At 47.5% G+C, this 16,631-nt stretch carries 14 protein-coding genes; 3 read left to right on the top strand and 11 right to left on the bottom strand.

The window, feature by feature from the left end; translation table 11 throughout:
- Window positions 1-338: 338 nt before the first annotated feature.
- The 6 genes from RS891_RS26130 to RS891_RS26155 all read right to left on the bottom strand — a co-directional run bounded on the left by RS891_RS26130 (window position 339) and on the right by RS891_RS26155 (window position 6,725).
- Complete coding sequence (locus RS891_RS26130) at window positions 339-971, bottom strand: GNAT family N-acetyltransferase (RefSeq protein ID WP_315793604.1); 633 nt, start codon at window positions 969-971, stop codon at window positions 339-341.
- Between the two features lie 180 nt (window positions 972-1,151).
- Entirely contained in the window at window positions 1,152-1,886 is a 735-nt protein-coding gene (locus tag RS891_RS26135; protein WP_113055976.1) for a metallophosphoesterase family protein, read from the bottom strand.
- A gap of 39 nt (window positions 1,887-1,925) precedes the next feature.
- Window positions 1,926-2,867 (bottom strand): metallophosphoesterase, encoded by a 942-nt coding sequence (locus tag RS891_RS26140; RefSeq protein ID WP_315793605.1) that lies wholly within the window; start codon window positions 2,865-2,867, stop codon window positions 1,926-1,928.
- A gap of 177 nt (window positions 2,868-3,044) precedes the next feature.
- Window positions 3,045-3,809, bottom strand: a complete 765-nt coding sequence (gene sdhB / locus RS891_RS26145) for a succinate dehydrogenase iron-sulfur subunit (protein WP_315793606.1) — start codon at window positions 3,807-3,809, stop codon at window positions 3,045-3,047.
- Between the two features lie 461 nt (window positions 3,810-4,270).
- Entirely contained in the window at window positions 4,271-6,013 is a 1,743-nt protein-coding gene (gene sdhA / locus RS891_RS26150) for a succinate dehydrogenase flavoprotein subunit (protein WP_175381142.1), read from the bottom strand.
- 43 nt (window positions 6,014-6,056) lie between these two features.
- Window positions 6,057-6,725 (bottom strand): succinate dehydrogenase cytochrome b558 subunit, encoded by a 669-nt coding sequence (locus RS891_RS26155; protein WP_076290972.1) that lies wholly within the window; start codon window positions 6,723-6,725, stop codon window positions 6,057-6,059.
- Window positions 6,726-7,037: 312 nt separating this feature from the next.
- Between RS891_RS26155 and RS891_RS26160 the strand changes: the two genes are divergently transcribed.
- Window positions 7,038-7,961 carry a LysR family transcriptional regulator gene (locus RS891_RS26160; RefSeq protein ID WP_113055979.1) on the top strand — a complete coding sequence of 308 codons (924 nt, stop codon included), beginning with the start codon at window positions 7,038-7,040 and terminating at the stop codon, window positions 7,959-7,961.
- A 55-nt stretch (window positions 7,962-8,016) separates the two neighbouring features.
- Here RS891_RS26160 and RS891_RS26165 read toward each other — a convergent pair whose 3' ends face one another.
- Window positions 8,017-8,688 carry a potassium channel family protein gene (locus tag RS891_RS26165; RefSeq protein ID WP_076290888.1) on the bottom strand — a complete coding sequence of 224 codons (672 nt, stop codon included), beginning with the start codon at window positions 8,686-8,688 and terminating at the stop codon, window positions 8,017-8,019.
- A 17-nt stretch (window positions 8,689-8,705) separates the two neighbouring features.
- Window positions 8,706-10,040: a TrkH family potassium uptake protein gene (locus RS891_RS26170; RefSeq protein WP_397386972.1), complete on the bottom strand. Its 1,335-nt coding sequence runs from the start codon at window positions 10,038-10,040 to the stop codon at window positions 8,706-8,708.
- Window positions 10,041-10,516: 476 nt separating this feature from the next.
- Between RS891_RS26170 and RS891_RS26175 the strand changes: the two genes are divergently transcribed.
- The gene (locus RS891_RS26175) at window positions 10,517-12,214 is read left to right on the top strand and encodes a CPBP family intramembrane glutamic endopeptidase (RefSeq protein ID WP_315793608.1); all 1,698 of its coding nucleotides are present in this window, start codon (window positions 10,517-10,519) and stop codon (window positions 12,212-12,214) included.
- Here RS891_RS26175 and uvrC read toward each other — a convergent pair.
- Window positions 12,183-14,261, bottom strand: coding sequence for an excinuclease ABC subunit UvrC (gene uvrC / locus RS891_RS26180; RefSeq protein WP_315793609.1), 2,079 nt, complete (start codon window positions 14,259-14,261; stop codon window positions 12,183-12,185). The genes RS891_RS26175 and uvrC overlap by 32 nt on opposite strands.
- A 350-nt stretch (window positions 14,262-14,611) precedes the next feature.
- Entirely contained in the window at window positions 14,612-14,929 is a 318-nt protein-coding gene (gene trxA, locus RS891_RS26185) for a thioredoxin (RefSeq protein ID WP_036605788.1), read from the bottom strand.
- A gap of 263 nt (window positions 14,930-15,192) precedes the next feature.
- On the opposite strand from trxA, the gene RS891_RS26190 reads away from it, so the two are divergent.
- Complete coding sequence (locus tag RS891_RS26190; protein WP_090810527.1) at window positions 15,193-15,348, top strand: YqzM family protein; 156 nt, start codon at window positions 15,193-15,195, stop codon at window positions 15,346-15,348.
- A 116-nt stretch (window positions 15,349-15,464) separates the two neighbouring features.
- Here RS891_RS26190 and dnaI read toward each other — a convergent pair whose 3' ends face one another.
- Complete coding sequence (gene dnaI, locus RS891_RS26195) at window positions 15,465-16,415, bottom strand: primosomal protein DnaI (protein ID WP_053783224.1); 951 nt, start codon at window positions 16,413-16,415, stop codon at window positions 15,465-15,467.
- Between the last annotated feature and the right edge of the window lie 216 nt (window positions 16,416-16,631).

Genomic DNA, 16,631 nt, shown 5'->3' on the forward strand with positions numbered 1-16,631 from the left:
TCTGAGTGTTGGTGTAGAAATTTCATCGTTAAACTTGTATGGACAAAAAAAATGAACCCGCAAACAGCGGGTCCCAACAGCATAATCTATTATCAAAAAGGGGGTCATGAGATAAGTTTACCCGCTGTCTGTTAGAGTTCAATTGCAGCTATATTTCAATTGTGTAACAAATGATTGAAGTTCGTTTCAAACCTCTGCTGCTTCATTTAATTCAGCATTTTGCATAATTTGGTTCAACTCGCTTCCAAGTAAAAATATAGACAAATAGAAACATTACGATCTATATTTTTCTGATTGAAAGACGCTCTTTGGATTTATGCAATATGCTCTATTTTATGTTACTCGTGCTTGTCGGATACCAACGTTTGCAGCCGATTTTCCCAATGAGAACGGACATGCTGTTCACGATACAGACTATACACCTTAACATCCAGCAGGGTATCCGGCTTCTCTCCATCCTCATGATTCAAAACAAACGAGGGCAAGGTCCGTTCATAAATCATACCGCTTTTGCAGAGAACCCGTTCGGATGATACATTTGCCTCGTAACAGCGGGCTTCCACTTTGCACAAATTAAGCTCGGCAAAACCGAATTCCAGCAAACGCTGTACTGCCTCAGTTGCGACTCCCTTACCCCAGCAGGACCTGTTCAGAATATATCCAATCTGTGCGGTACCGTTCTGGTCGTTCCAATGCTGGAATGAAGTGATGCCGATGATCTGATCGCTGCCTTTCCAGCAGATGCCGTAATGCAGTGAATCCAGCTTGGCACTGCTGCTGCGAATCTGATTCAATAATCGCCGAGCCCGGATTGGTGTGGGCTGACTCCCCCTGTTTACATAACGGATCACCTGAGGGTCGGAAAACAGCTCCCACAATGTGCTGTAATCACTCTGACGTAATGATCGAAGAACAAGGCGCTCTGTCCATAAAGCAGGCAATCCTTGGCCCAGCATTTTTCGGGTCAGCATGACAATCGCTCCTTTTGCCTAACGGGTTCTAGTCCGGTAAGACAAGCATGCTCTGAAGATGATCCGGCGCAAATAAAATACATGGATAAACAATGAAACATCGCTATACTCCACAATACTCCGCTCAGTAGCCTGAACATTAGTATGCCAATTCATTACAGTGCATTATTCCTTAGTTAACTAATCCGTTTGTAGCCCGCGATATACGCCCGTACGAAGTTCTCGGATATAGAAATCGAGCGAAGGCACCTGAGCCTGCTGAGCAGTCTTCACTTCCTGCTCAATATCATAAGGCACCCTTACAAATTGAAGATTGAACGGGGTGTTCCGATCGCTGCTGTTCTCTCCTTCAAGGATACAGTAAGAAGCCTGGGTAAAATCAAGCGGGTTACCCACGCTGCCTGCATTGAACAACATTTTTCCATTCATAAATTGTAAGTATGCGTTATGCACATCTCCATATCCCACGACATCCGCCACACCAAGCCCAGGCTCATCTGCCGGAGCATCGAACATCGCTAACCTCTTCTCAATCTCATCCCACGGCTGTACGCGGTGATATACACTTTGGGGAGAGGCGTGCACTAAACGGATGGTACGACCACTCAGCTCTAATTGGTGGCTAAACGGCAGGCTCTCCAGATACAACAATCGTTCTTTACCCAACCGCTTCGCTTGCCAAGTAAAATTCTCATTGTCCTGATTAACGGCAACCAACTCATCCCAGTTGCCACGGATAACTTGCTCACATGTCTCCCTCACCAGATCGACAACCTGTACCGGATCAGGTCCTTTGCCAACGAGGTCGCCAAGACAAAAGATTCGCTTCAATCCGCGACTCCGAATATCTTTTAATACCGCTTCCCAAGCAGTCATATTGCCATGAATATCGGATACAATCGCAATTCGTTCCATCTGGCTAACCTCCCTTTGTGCTCTATATTCTTTATGTTGTTAACCCTTTAATTCAAAAACCGTCAATTCCGGCCTGCACAAAAAGCGAATCGGCAGTTGGGTCATGCCAAAGCCACGGTTCACATAGACTGGCATATGCTTATCCCCTGCGTAATATAACCCTTGAATATACTTGAGTGAACCTCTCGGTGTAGTCAGTGCGCCTATCCAGGGAAAACGCACCTGTCCGCCATGACTGTGTCCAGAGAGCTGTAGTCCGAAACCGTAAGGTGCTGCAATGTCTGCATAATCAGGCTCATGCATAAGTAGCAGTTTCCAAACCTCTCTACTCAATCCCTTGATTGCTACAAGAGGATCAGGTCTGCCCGTAAGCGCGTCATCCAAACCTACGATCGCAATACGTGAATCCCCACGTTCAATCAGAACATGGCTGTTTCGAAGCAACGTGAAACCGGCCTCTTTGAACATCAGCTCCACTTCATGCTGCTGCTGGCCACGGTAATCATGGTTCCCCAATACGGCGTATTTACCATACTTCGCTTGCATCGAAGCCAGTGCAGGAATACATTCACGCATCGGTTCTGCTTCCCGTTCAACCATATCTCCGGTAAAACAAATCAGATCAGGTTGCTGTTCCCGTATCGTTTCAGCCAGCTTCTCCATTTGTTTCAACCCCGTATGGAATCCAAGATGGGCATCACTGAACTGAATCACACGCAGTCCCTCGAATGCTTTTGGAAACTTGGGCAGTTTCAATTCAACGTGTTTGATCTCCAGATGACGAGGCTCCCACAACCAGGCATATCCTCCTGTGAGCAAACTGGCACTCGCCGTCATGAAGATCATGCGCAGCAAAAAACTGCGCCGGGAGGGATCATGGTCCTTTTCCTCCCCGGGAAAAATGGAGTCCTCCGAATCAGATCCATACTGCGAGCGCCGGGGCGGCGAGATCTTGCTGCCCTCACGCGGAGTTTCTCCCATGCGTCCCCCTCCTTCTTCCGCTCCAAATCCATCCCCTTAGTATACCATATTCTGCATGACTAGCCCGGTTCCTCTGCACTTACAGAAAAAGAAGCCGGGATCTAAGGCCTGCATGGCCCATGATACCGACTTCTTTTAATGGTGCAGACCCGAAGTTCTGCATGTGTTATGACTAGACTACACGCCCAACCAGCGTTTGAACATGTGTTTTGTTGTTTGTTTGTTCATTTCGGCAATGGAAGTCGTCAACGGAATACCTTTTGGACAAGAGCGTACGCAGTTCTGCGAGTTACCACAGCCCTCAATACCTCCGTCTTCCATAAGTGCTTCCAGGCGGTCTTCAGCGTTCATCTCCCCTGTTGGGTGAGCATTGAACAGACGTACCTGAGAAAGTGCAGCCGGACCAATAAAGTCTGTTTTCTCATTCACGTTCGGGCAAGCCTCGAGGCATACACCACATGTCATACATTTGGACAGCTCGTAAGCCCACTGACGTTTCTTCTCAGGCATCCGCGGACCCGGACCGAGGTCATAGGTACCATCAATCGGAATCCACGCTTTAACCCGTTTCAGGGCGTTAAACATCCGGGCACGGTCGATGACGAGGTCACGAACCACCGGGAAGGTTTTCATCGGTTCAATGCGAACCGGCTGTTCGAGCTTGTCGATCAGGGCTGCACACGCTTGACGTGGCTTGCCGTTGATGACCATGGAGCATGCTCCACAAACTTCTTCGAGACAGTTCGATTCCCAGCAGACCGGGGCAATGGACTTGCCTTCTGTATTGACCGGGTTCCGCTGGATCTCCATCAGGGCGCTAATAACGTTCATGCCGGGACGGTACGGAAGCTCAAACTCTTCGTTGTACGAAGATGACTCCGGGCTGTCCTGACGGGTGATGATAAACTTGACGGTTTTTTTTGCTGTAGCTGTGTCCGTCATATCGTTGTCCCCTCCTTTGGTGACGATGATTGATTGCTATCGTTACAAGACCACAATGTTCACAAATGGTCACTCCGCTGGCAGAAGATCCTTCCGATCGCTGTTATCCCCAGATTTCTTTGATCCACCTTATAGGGTGGAAATCCGGGAATAAAGGCGAACGCTTCGCTTCTTCAGTATTCTTCTGCCTTCTTCGTTCAGGTGTTAACTTTTAGATCATGTAAATATAAAAGAAATCCTCTTGATGTTATACAGCAAAGGCGGGCGCTTCGCTTCTTCAGGACATTTCCGTCTTCTCCGCTGCATCGTGCACATAATCCGCTTTACTGAATGTAGCAATAATTCATTCTGGTTAGCAGTAACTTTGAGAGCTCCGCGAACACTTCGCCTCTATGTGTCTACTGCTTTTCCGTTAAGATGCTAAGTCTTTAACTTTATGAATAGACCGAAATTCACTTTACTTAGTCTTTCGAGTAGTCGCGGATCCGTGGCGGGATCAGGGAAACGTCTACAGGCTCGTACGAAATTTTTGGACCTTCCTTCGACCAGCTTGCGATCGTTGTTTTCAGGAATTCCTCGTCATTCCGTTCGGTGAAGTCCGGTTTGTAATGCGCTCCACGGCTTTCGTTACGCAGCAGTGCGCCCAGCGTCATTGCTTCTGCCAGTTCAAGCATGTTCCACAGCTGACGGGTAAATGCTGCACCCGGGTTGTTCCAACCAGAAGTGTCGTACATGTTGATTTTGCCATAACGCTCTTTCAATTCCTTGATTTTGCCGATAGTCGCTTCCAACTTATCGTTGTAACGTACCACCGTCATGTTTGCCGTCATCCATTCGCCAAGCTCTTTGTGAATGACATAAGCATTTTCATTGCCCTGCATGTTCAGGATGCCTTCGTATTTATCGGTTTGGCGCTTGGTATAACCATCGAATACGGAAGAACTGATATCAGCAGACGATTTTTTGAGTCCTTTGATATATTCAACCGCTTTTGGTCCAGCCACCATACCACCGTAGATTGCCGATACCAAGGAATTCGCACCCAGACGGTTCGCACCGTGATATTGGTATTCGCATTCACCAGCTGCGAACAGTCCTGGAATGTTGGTCATTTGGTTATAATCTACCCACATGCCGCCCATGGAATAATGGACTGCCGGGAAGATTTTCATCGGAATTTTACGTGGGTCATCACCCATGAATTTCTCGTAGATCTCAATGATTCCGCCGAGCTTCACGTCCAGCTCCTTTGGATCTTTGTGGGACAAGTCGAGATATACCATGTTCTCGCCGTTCACGCCGAGGCCCATATCCACGCAGACGCTGAAAATTTCACGCGTCGCGATATCACGCGGAACGAGGTTACCGTATGACGGATATTTTTCTTCGAGGAAGTACCAAGGCTTGCCGTCTTTGTACGTCCAGATCCGTCCACCTTCACCACGAGCCGATTCGGACATCAGACGCAGTTTGTCATCGCCTGGAATGGCAGTCGGGTGAATCTGAATGAACTCACCGTTCGCGTAATTTACACCTTGCTGATACACCGCACTTGCGGCAGTACCTGTATTGATAACCGAGTTGGTTGTTTTACCGAAAATAATACCAGGGCCACCGCTCGCCAGAATAACTGCTTCTGCCGGGAACGTTTGTACCTTCATCGTTTTCAGATCCTGTGCTACAATCCCGCGGCAGATGCCTTCGTCATCCACAACAGCCTGCAGGAACTCCCAGTTCTCATACTTCGTAACAAGACCCGCGGCTTCCCAGCGACGTACTTGCTCATCCAGCGCGTAGAGCAATTGTTGTCCTGTCGTTGCACCGGCAAATGCCGTACGGTGATGCTTCGTTCCGCCGAAACGACGGAAATCGAGCAAACCTTCCGGTGTCCGGTTGAACATTACGCCCATCCGGTCCATCAGGTGAATGATGCCTGGTGCTGCTTCACACATTGCTTTGACTGGAGGCTGATTCGCCAAAAAGTCACCGCCATATACGGTATCGTCAAAGTGTACCCATGGGGAGTCGCCCTCACCCTTGGTATTTACCGCACCGTTGATACCGCCTTGGGCACATACGGAGTGGGATCTTTTGACGGGAACCAGTGAAAATAAATGAACATGGACTCCGGCTTCAGCCGATTTGATCGCCGCCATCAATCCCGCGAGACCTCCGCCCACAATAATTACATTAGATGATGCCATTGCTGTTCACTCCCTTATAAGTCAGCATTTAAAGTCCAAATGCTTAAATCAGAACTGTCTTAACTGCGTCAATCATAGAAGTGGCTACCTGGAAATCCATGCTCCGGAAAGCAAGCAGCGATGCAATAAACATGAGAGCTACAATAGCAAACAAGCTCATGCAGATGTAGGAAGATACACGCTGCGCACGCGGACCGACGGTAATTCCCCAGCTAACCAGGAACGACCACAGGCCGTTGGCAAAGTGATAGGATGCCGCAACCACACTGATCAGATATAAAATAAACGTTACCGGGTTCATCACGATGCCGTGTATGACACCGCCAAGCTCTTCGTGTGTGACATTCCCCAGCGCAACCTGGAAACGAGTCTCCCAAATATGCCAGATGACGAACACAAACGTAATGACACCGCTGACGCGCTGCAACGTATAGCGCCAGTTGCGCTCATTGCCAAAACGTCCCACGTTAGGCTTGGCCTGATAGGCAATGTACAAACCATATACACCGTGATAGAACAGCGGCAACCAGATGAGAAGCGTTTCAAGTACAATCACGAGCGGCAGGCCATTCAGAAATGCAACTGCATCGTTAAAGCCTTCTTTGCCGCCTTCAACTGCCGAGAAGTTCGTCACCATATGCTCAATGAAAAACAGACTGAGCGGAATGACGCCAAGCAAGGAGTGCAGCTTTCTGGAGTAAAACCCTTTCATAAAATGTCGATCCCCTTTCGCTAAATACAACGTTTTCATAAATAAAATTCGCTTATCATGACACAAACCTTTCCCAAGGAAAGGTTCGACAAATTGTTCCGTTTTCTTCAGGTGTGAACAACTTGTGTCACGATTCATGTTACTCCTTTTTTTCTTATAAGGGAATTGCAATATAATTATTAAATGTTATAACCTATAGGTATAAGTTATAAACATCGGTCGTGCAGGCCATACAACATGGAGAAATATTTGACAAGGAGATGCCTCACGCAAAGTACGTTCATACGTTCAGTAGAAAAGAGGTTAGTGCTCATGTTCGAGGAATTAAACGCTTTTGCGGCGGTTGTAGAGCAGTCCAGTCTGAACCGCGCATCGAAATTGCTGAATCTTTCACAGCCCGCGCTATCTCGTAAAATCTCCAAATTGGAGGATGAACTCGGCGTGGCGCTCTTTCATCGCCGTGGTAAACGGCTTGAATTAACCAGCGTTGGTCAGTTCGCGTACACTTTCGCGGTAGAGCAGAAACAGCAGCAACAGAAATTTCTGACCATGCTGGCCCAATACAAAGACGAAGAACAAAGCTCCATTACGCTTGGAGCCAGTCTGACAACGCTTCAAACAACATTGCCACCGCTGGTAAATGCCTTTATGGAGAAACATCCGAACGCGGAAATCAAGCTGGTGACAGGGAAAACGCATGAAATTGTCTCTTTTGTACGGGATAAAAAAGCTGATGTGGGCATCGTTGCCTCTTCCATAAGTGAAGCCGGGCTGAACTGTGTTCCGCTCTTTGATGATCATCTGGAGCTGGTTGTGCCTTTAACACATCCGCTATCGGGTAAAGAAGCCGGAATGGAGCATTTGCAAGACCTGCCGATGATTACGTTCTCCAAAGGAACCTGGTATCGCAAATTAACCGACGACCTGTTCCAGCGCTGCGCCGTGATGCCGGATATTCGCATGGAGATTGACTCCTTTGAAGCGATTGTCCGTCTTCTGCCTACCTGCAAAGCCGCAGCCCTGTTGCCCAAATCGTATCTCCGCCCTCAATTGCTTGCGGACAATGATCTCGTCTCGGTATATCTGCCGCAACTGCAGCAGACCCGTCGCACAACCTGCATGATCTATGGGGAAAAGGAAGACCTCAGCCAAACCTCCAGACAGTGGGTCAGGGAAACGGCTGCGCTCTTTACAGCAAAGGCGCCGCTGCCCTCACGGAGGACGCCGACGCCTTAGCATTCATATCAATCAGCCGAGCTCAATGCTCTGCTTTCATTTAATAGACTCAGCTCTAGCTCTCTTGGCTGATCACTTCTTCCTCAAAACGGTCAATGTCATCATTCATGCCGATAATTACCATGATATCACCCATCTGAAGCGAGTCCAGTGCAGTCGGGGCAATAATGACCCCGGCTTCCTTTTGTAACGCTACAATGCTGCAACCAAAGCGTACTCGAGCATTCAGAGTGGACAGCGTTTTATTATGCAGACAGGCTGGAACTTTCATCTCCACAATACTGTAATCATCGGACAATTCGATATAATCGAGCAGATTCGGGGTGACGAGCTGATGGGCAACCCGGATTCCCATATCACGCTCAGGATAAACGACACGATCGATTCCCAGCTTGTCCAGTGCCCGTCCATGAAGAACTGAAATGGCTTTGGCCACAACTGTTTTTACACCGAGTTCCTTCAGTAAAATGGCAGTGAGAATGCTGGTCTGGATATCAGCCCCGATGGCAACGATACAGCAGTCAAAATTGCGGATGCCCAGGGAGCGCAGCACTTCCTCATCCGTGGAATCCGCGACGACGGCATGGGTGACCAATTCACTCATGTCTTCGACGACTTCTTCATTTTTATCGATCCCCAGCACTTCATAGCCAAGCTCCATTAATTCCTGTGCCAGACTGGAGCCAAAGCGTCCAAGCCCAATTACCGCAAACTGCTGTGTTTTCATTGTTCTTCACGAACCCCTTATCCAATAATCATTTTGCCTTCCGGATACCTGTACAACTCTTTACCCTTTTTCTGTCCGAGTGCATACGCGAGCGTAATTGGTCCAAGACGTCCTGCAAACATGGTGAAACAGATCAAAAGCTTGCCGATCGTGGTCAGCTTCAGTGTAAGCCCCATAGATAAACCTACAGTGCCGAAGGCGGATGTTGTCTCAAATAATATCATCAAAAAGCTGCTGTCTTCCGTCGTACTAAGCACCATCGTAACGGCAATAATGAGCAACAGTGCAAGCAGTGTAATCGTCAGTGCTTTGAAAATCCGTTCCTGTAGGAGCCGATATCTGAAAAAGACGATATCTTCCCGCCCCCGCATCATGGCAATGACAGCTCCGGCCATAATCATGAATGTGGTTGTTTTAATACCGCCTCCCGTAGAACCAGGGGAAGCACCAATAAACATTAATATAATGATGAAAAATTGCGTTGCCTGTCTCAGGCCAGCAATATCTACTGTATTCGCCCCTGCTGTTCTCGGGGAAACCGACTGGAAGAACGAACCGAGAATTTTACCACCCCAGTTCAAGCCCCCCAGGGTCCGGGGATTACTGAATTCAAATACAAATATAACTAGAGCGCCAAATACGATTAACAATCCTGTCGTCAGCAATACCACTTTGGAATGCAGCGACAGCTTCCTCGTCCTCCGGTACTCCACCAGATCAGACAGAACGACAAAGCCTATCCCGCCTGCAATGATCAGGAACATGGCTGTAAAATTCACGAGCGGATCATACACATACCCGGTTAAGCTGCGGAAATCTCCGAACATATCAAACCCGGCATTGTTGAACATGGAGATCGCATGCCAATATCCATAATAGATGGCCTGCCCCATCGGCATATCAAACGACCACCGAATGGCGAATAACGTGCCACATATGCCTTCCAATATGAGCGAGTAGATCACAACCTTGCGAATAAGGCGGACAATGCCCTCCATCGTACTCTGGTTCATCGCTTCCTGCAAAATCAACCGCTCACGCAGAGAGATCCGCCGTTTGAATGCAATCGCCACCAGTGTCGACATCGTCATAAAGCCAAGACCGCCAATCTGAATCAGGATTGCAATGATAATCTGACCCAACGTCGAAAAATGAGTCCCCGTATCCACCACAACCAGCCCCGTCACGCAGACTGCTGAAGTTGCCGTGAAGAGTGCGTCAATAAAAGGAAGGCTGACCCCGCCTCGACTGGATGCCGGGAGCATCAACAGAAGTGTCCCAAGCAATATAATACCCGCGAACCCTAGGACCAGAATTCGGGGTGGCGATAGACGCATCCATTGAACATTCATTTTCACTTGAGTATCATCCACCTCTGCCAAAAAGAAAATGACCCCACCAACGTGGAGCCTTTCTCCGACGTGCTTTTCCATATGTCTTGACGGAAGATCCAAGCTCTTGGAAAGCCTCATTTCGGAGCGTAAACATGTATGATTTTCGCTGTAACACATATACATCAGGTTGGAATACATTTTATACTTTCTATTCGTTCCCTTGTTAACCTAAAGACATGCGGAATATTGGACATTTGATTCAAAATTATAAGCGCTGCGACGTTTGTATACAAAACGATTTTTGTGTAAATAGCATCGAATTCCGTCAAAAAGGGAAAAACTCAGATATGGCGACGGATAGATCAGATTGTTTCGATCATTTTCATTCGTTTTCATGCATTTGCACGACTTCTCGTTTCGTCATTGGCATTCGGGGCTTGGGCTGTGCTATCTTTACTTTAATATCCATATTAATAAAGGAGGAACTATATTAAATGAATCCCTTAGGGCAGCCTTTGGTACTCAAAGCTAACTTTAAGCGTTTAGGGTTGCTTGCGGCGATTGGCCTGATTCTGTTTTTCGTTTTTCAAATCTTTCCTGCCACCTCATCGCAAACGACTGATATCCAGTCTACTTCCTTCATAAGCAAGGAGAAAGCGGCGGAATCGGCACGATCTTTTGCAGCTTCTCTACCTGATTATATCCTTCCGACGGATACCGGAAACGAGCTGGTGACGTACCAAACCCATTCCGATATCTATGGGTATATGGCCAAAACCAAACAGTTAGAAACCTATAACAAGAAATGGGAAACAGCCTATCCTTACGATGTGTACCGCGTTCGTTTGCCCGATCAGGATAAAGGCGGTTATTTGAATGTTGACGTACATATGAGAACAGGAAAAGTTGTCGGCTTCAAGCGCGAACTGCCTTCTTCCCTGTATGCATCCATTGAGGCTGAACAGGACAAGAGCAAAGTGAATGCTGCTCAACGTTTAGCTGAAGATAACCTTTCTCTAAATGAAAAAGAACAGCTTGCCGCTGGCGTGCTTGGCGAATTCGGTTATAATGTGCCAAAACTTCAGCTGGACACCCGTGAAGAAGAAGCGGGGCTGCAATACACGGATAATGAAAAGCAAATTGGGGATTCCAAGCTGGAACTGAACTTTACATTTGAAAATGGAGCCGTCCGCTCCTTCGAATCGGTTTTCTCAGTCCCTGCCTCCCATACCGACTATGTAGAAAATCAAACCCGGCAAGCCAACTGGATGACTTACGGCGGTTATGCTTTCCTGACCTTTGTGCTTGGCGTGCTCGCGATTATCTACAGTATTCTGACGAGAGCTCACACGTCGTTCAAACGCGGAATTGTTCTGTCTCTGGTATACTTTGCGGCTTCCGTGATTGGCACACTGAACATGATTCCGCTCTTTCAGGCGCAAGGGCTGTCTAACTTTATGCTGACTTTTCTGATGGTCATGCAGGCTGGGATAACACTAGTCATGAGTGCAACCATCTATCTGTCGCTTGTTGCCGGTGACGGCATGTGGCGCAAAATCGGCCTGAATCCTTGGCCTCGGGCCAAAGAACCCGGATACGGCAAATATGTACTGCACAGTATGTATACAGGTTACTTATGGGCGTTGATTCTGTTGGGTGTGCAATCGGTACTGTTCTTTATTCTGGAGCGCAGTATTGGAAGCTGGTCAACAACATCGGCTGACCAGTCCACATACAACATGAGTTATGCCTGGATCTTCCCGATTATGGCCTGGATGGCGGGAATCGGTGAGGAAACAGTGTATCGTCTGTTCGGGATTCGAATGATGCAGAAGGTTGTACGCAATACGTTCATTGCCTGCCTTATCCCAACATTAATCTGGGCTCTGGGACACACCTTGTACCCGATCTATCCCGTCATCACACGTCCAATAGAGCTTACTGTCATCGGACTCCTGTTCAGTCTGATCATGCTGCGTCACGGCTTCATCGCCGTTGTATTCGCACATGTTATCTTTGACAGCCTGTTGATGGGGCTAAGCCTGATCTTCATGGGTGATGCACTGAACATTTCCGCAGGACTTTTCTGGATTGTGCTTCCGGCGATCGTTGGTTATGTCATCTATAAGATGAATCCAAAACAAAAAGAGAAGCCGTATGTCACGACTCCTCATCACGAAGTGCTGCAATAATCTGATTCGCAAGCTTGTCACCAATAGATAGAGGCCGGAAGTCTTCGACGCTGGCCTCTTTTATTTTCCGTAAAGAGCCAAAATGCTTCAACAGCAGCTTACGCCGCTTTTCTCCAATGCCCGGAATGGCATCCAGACGGGAAGTCACCATTGATTTCCCACGCTGCTCACGGTGGAACGAAATTGCAAAACGGTGAACCTCATCCTGAATCCGCTGCAACAGGTAGAACTCCTGACTGTCACGCGGCAGAGAGATGACTTCCGGCGGATTGCCGATCATCAATTGTGAGGTCTTGTGCTTCGCATCCTTCACCAGTCCACATACCGGAATAAACAGCCCCAGCTCATTTTCCAAAATATCGACCGCAGCCGAGATCTGTCCTTTGCCGCCATCGACCACGATCAGGTCAGGCTGGGTCAGATTTTCTTTCAATACCCGCTCGTAACGTCGACGGATAACTTCTCGCATCGTTTCATAATCATCCGGTCCTTCAACCGAACGCACTTTATATTTGCGGTATTCTTTCTTATCGGGTTTACCATCAGTAAATACAATCATGGCAGATACCGGGTTTGTACCCTGGATGTTCGAGTTATCAAACGCTTCAATACGGTGAAGCTGATCCAGTCCAATAAAGCGCCCCAGTCCTTCAGCGGCTTTCGAGGTTCGCTCTTCGTTTCGCTCGATCAGACGGAATTTCTCCTCCAACGCTACACGCGCGTTATCTACAGCCATCGTGATCATCTGCCGTTTCAATCCGCGCTGCGGAATGTGGACTTTAATTTCCAGCCATTCCTGCAATGCTGCTGCGACCTGAGATGGATCTTCGAAGCCTGGAGGCTGTTTATCAGCCGATACATCTTCCTGAGCAACAGCGTCGTCCTGAATAGCCATCGCAGCTTCCTCAGCCTCTGCTTCCGGTTGGATATCGCCATAGGATTCACGGGACTCGGCAACACGTAAATCCATCGCAGAATCTTGCGCCAAGTGCGTTGTCTGTTCTGACTCGGCTGTCACCGCCGCAGGTACCACTGCATCAGCATCAGCACTGTCGTCACCCGCTGCAAGATCTTTTGGCATTTCCGGCAGTAAGATCTCCTGTGGCAATGCTGGATTATCACTATAGTACTGGGTCACGTAAGACATAAAGTCACTATAGGCCTCACCGTAAAACGGGAACGTTGATACGTGGCGTTCGATCATTTTCCCCTGACGCATATATAGAATCTGGACACACATCCAGCCTTTATCGATGGCAAAACCAAACACATCGCGGTCTCTGGCGTCCGCCATCGTAATTTTCTGTTTTTCCATCATCGCATCAATGGCAATGACCTGATCCCGAAGTTCCTTGGCTCGTTCAAAATACAGATCCTCAGCCGCTTCCTGCATTTTGCGCTGTAAATCCTTCTTGATCTCCTCATGGCCTCCACTTAGAAAAGAACTGATCTCCTGGGAAATCTCATCATACTGCTCCTTGCCCACTTCTTGCACACAGGGAGCGAGGCACTGTCCCATATGATAATACAGGCATACTTCCTTCGGCATCACGCCGCATTTGCGTAACGGATACATCCGGTCAAGCAGCTTTTTCGTTTGGTGTGCCGCATATGAATTCGGATAAGGTCCGAAGTATTTGGCTTTATCTTTGAGCACCCGCCGGGTCACTTCGAGTCGGGGATGCTTTTCATTCGTAATTTTAAGGTAAGGAAATGTCTTATCATCCTTGAGCAACACGTTATACCGCGGCATATGTTTCTTGATCAGGTTACACTCCAGAATGAGTGCTTCCATATTACTGCCGGTAACGATATATTCGAAATCACGGATTTCGGACACCAGGCGCTGTGTCTTCCCATTATGACTGCCGATAAAATATGATCTTACGCGATTCTTCAGCACTTTGGCTTTACCTACATAGATAATGGTACCTTCACTGTTTTTCATCAGGTAGCAGCCAGACATGTCGGGCAGCAAAGCCAGCTTGTGGCGGATCTGCTCCAGTGCCTTCTCCTGTTCCTGCACATTTGTAATGAATTCATCCATAATTCGGTGGGTCCTCCTTCCCGATTACTGAGAAAGCTGATAGCTTCACCTTACATGAGGCACTCTGATGACAGAATGACCTTTCGATCGCTGTTACCCCCAGATTTCTTTGATTCTTTTCTTATAACGTATAAATCCGGGGATAGCGCATGCTTACGAAGCAGCTTTCTTTCAGAAAGCTTTTTGGCGACCACTTCGTTTCTACAGGTCATTTCTGCCCTCTCCGTTGTTCATGTAAATTTCAGTTTCACCTTATAATAAATAGTATATCTTATATTGTCCTATATGAAAGTATTCGACGCAAAACGCCCCCGGCGCATAACCGGAGGCGTATGTGAAATCTTGGTTAATTATTGGTGTTTTTCGATAATTCCTTTGAGAGCATCTTTCGAGTTCAGACCAACCACTTTATCAACCGGTTGACCATCTTTGAAGAAGATCAATGTTGGAATGCTCATTACGCCGAAGCGGGAAGCGGATTCCGGGTTTTCGTCCACATTGACTTTAGCAATTTTCACTGCATCGCCAACTTCGGTGGACAGCTCTTCCAGGATTGGAGCGAGCATTTTACAAGGACCGCACCAAGGCGCCCAGAAATCAACAAGAACCGTTCCTTCGCCTTCGACTTCAGCGTTGAAGGATTGATCGGATACGTTAACAATAGCCATGAGATTGTCCTCCTTATATATACTTACGGTTTATTTTAACCTGTAACGTCGTGAACGACACTTCCAGTATAACACAGGTACTCTAATGTTGTGAAATGAACACATCAATGTTCATCTTCCCAACATCAAATCTTCACAATTGAAGAACTTGCAGGTTCACTGCAAAATCTTTACAAACGCTTTCTTTTCCAAGTATACTAAAATTACTCCGGGCTGCAGCTCCCTGTAAGGGCAAGCTGTTATCCCCATAAGGAGGCAATACCATGGATGCAAATGTGCGGATCAACGACCCGCGTGAACATGTGAACGAGGAACCCCGTAACGATCTGTTTGATCTGATAGCGGGTGTTGCTGGCATGGCCGGCCTGATGACGGTTATCTTTTTCGGAATGGTTATTTTCAAATTTATCACCGAATAGGAACTTCAGGCTGCACGTAGGCCAGAAAAGCCCGGTTTTCGCGACGATGCGAAAGCCAGGCTTTTTTTGGGACTATAAGAGTAAAAAATAGATCAGATCGGTAACATAAGTAGAAATTAACGTTTGCCCCGCTGATTCTCACCCCGAACCGAGATGACATCAACAAACGGACGAATCCGGTCCATCAAACGCTGGCCTTTGTTCATTTCCTCGCCGTCCCTACTGGTGAAGCTAAGATGTTTCTCCAGCCCATCCAAGTTGTAGTTGGACGTGTAAAATGTAGGTTTGCGATTCATACGGTAGTTCAGAATGGAACCCATCACATGATCCCTAACCCATGGGTTCAGATTTTCTGCCCCAATATCATCAAAGATGAGCAGATCACAGCTTTTCAAAATATCCGTCGTTTCCTTCAGCTTGTTCCCTTCACTGATCATGGATTTCAGATCCTCCACAAAATCAGGCATGTAGATAATAACACCCGTGTGGCCCACAACCGCGAGTTCATGCAGCAGATAACACATCAGAAACGTCTTGCCCGTTCCAAATGATCCTTCCAAAAACAGTCCTTGCGGAGACAATCCATTCTCCTTGGTGTCGTTAATATAACGCAGAACCTGGTTCACCGCCGGAGCACGCATCCGATCCTTGCCCATGATTTCCACATCGTTATATCCTGCATTGAGCGCACGCTCGTCCACATAGAAACTGCGGATTCTTTGCTTGATAACATGCTCATTTTGCCGGGCGATATGTTTGGAACAAGGTGCTTTTTTATCTATAATTTCGGGTTTACCGTTAAAATGCTCTACTTCCAGTTTGCAAAAGTGACCCTGGAAATCGTTAGGACAGTTGTCGAGCCCCGGACAGTTCGCACAGTTCTTCGAATCTTTGGCATACTGATACAGCTTGCTCAGATCGGTAATAAGCTGTGCATCTTTCAGTTCAGGATGACCTGCGCGGAATTCGCGTACGTACGGATCTTCCATCAATTCCGCCGCAATCCGCCGCGACTGTTCACGAAAGGAAGGATTCAGCTGCTGAAGCAGTCCTCCCAAGGATTCCATGGCTTCAAGCCCCCTTAATAGTTTCAATATAGAATGAACAATTGAATTTTACGATGACCATCATGATGGCAGGGTAACCTTCGATCGCTTGTAATTCTACTGTTCATTCTATATAAACTTGAGGAATAACTCAACATTTTCAGCTGGAAAAAGCATTATCCATTCCATGACAGTACACAGAACTTCGGTTAGTCAGTACACAAAAAATTGATCCGA

Origin of the sequence: Paenibacillus sp. BIC5C1, assembly GCF_032399705.1 — a bacterium.
Lineage (GTDB): Bacteria > Bacillota > Bacilli > Paenibacillales > Paenibacillaceae > Paenibacillus > Paenibacillus taichungensis_A.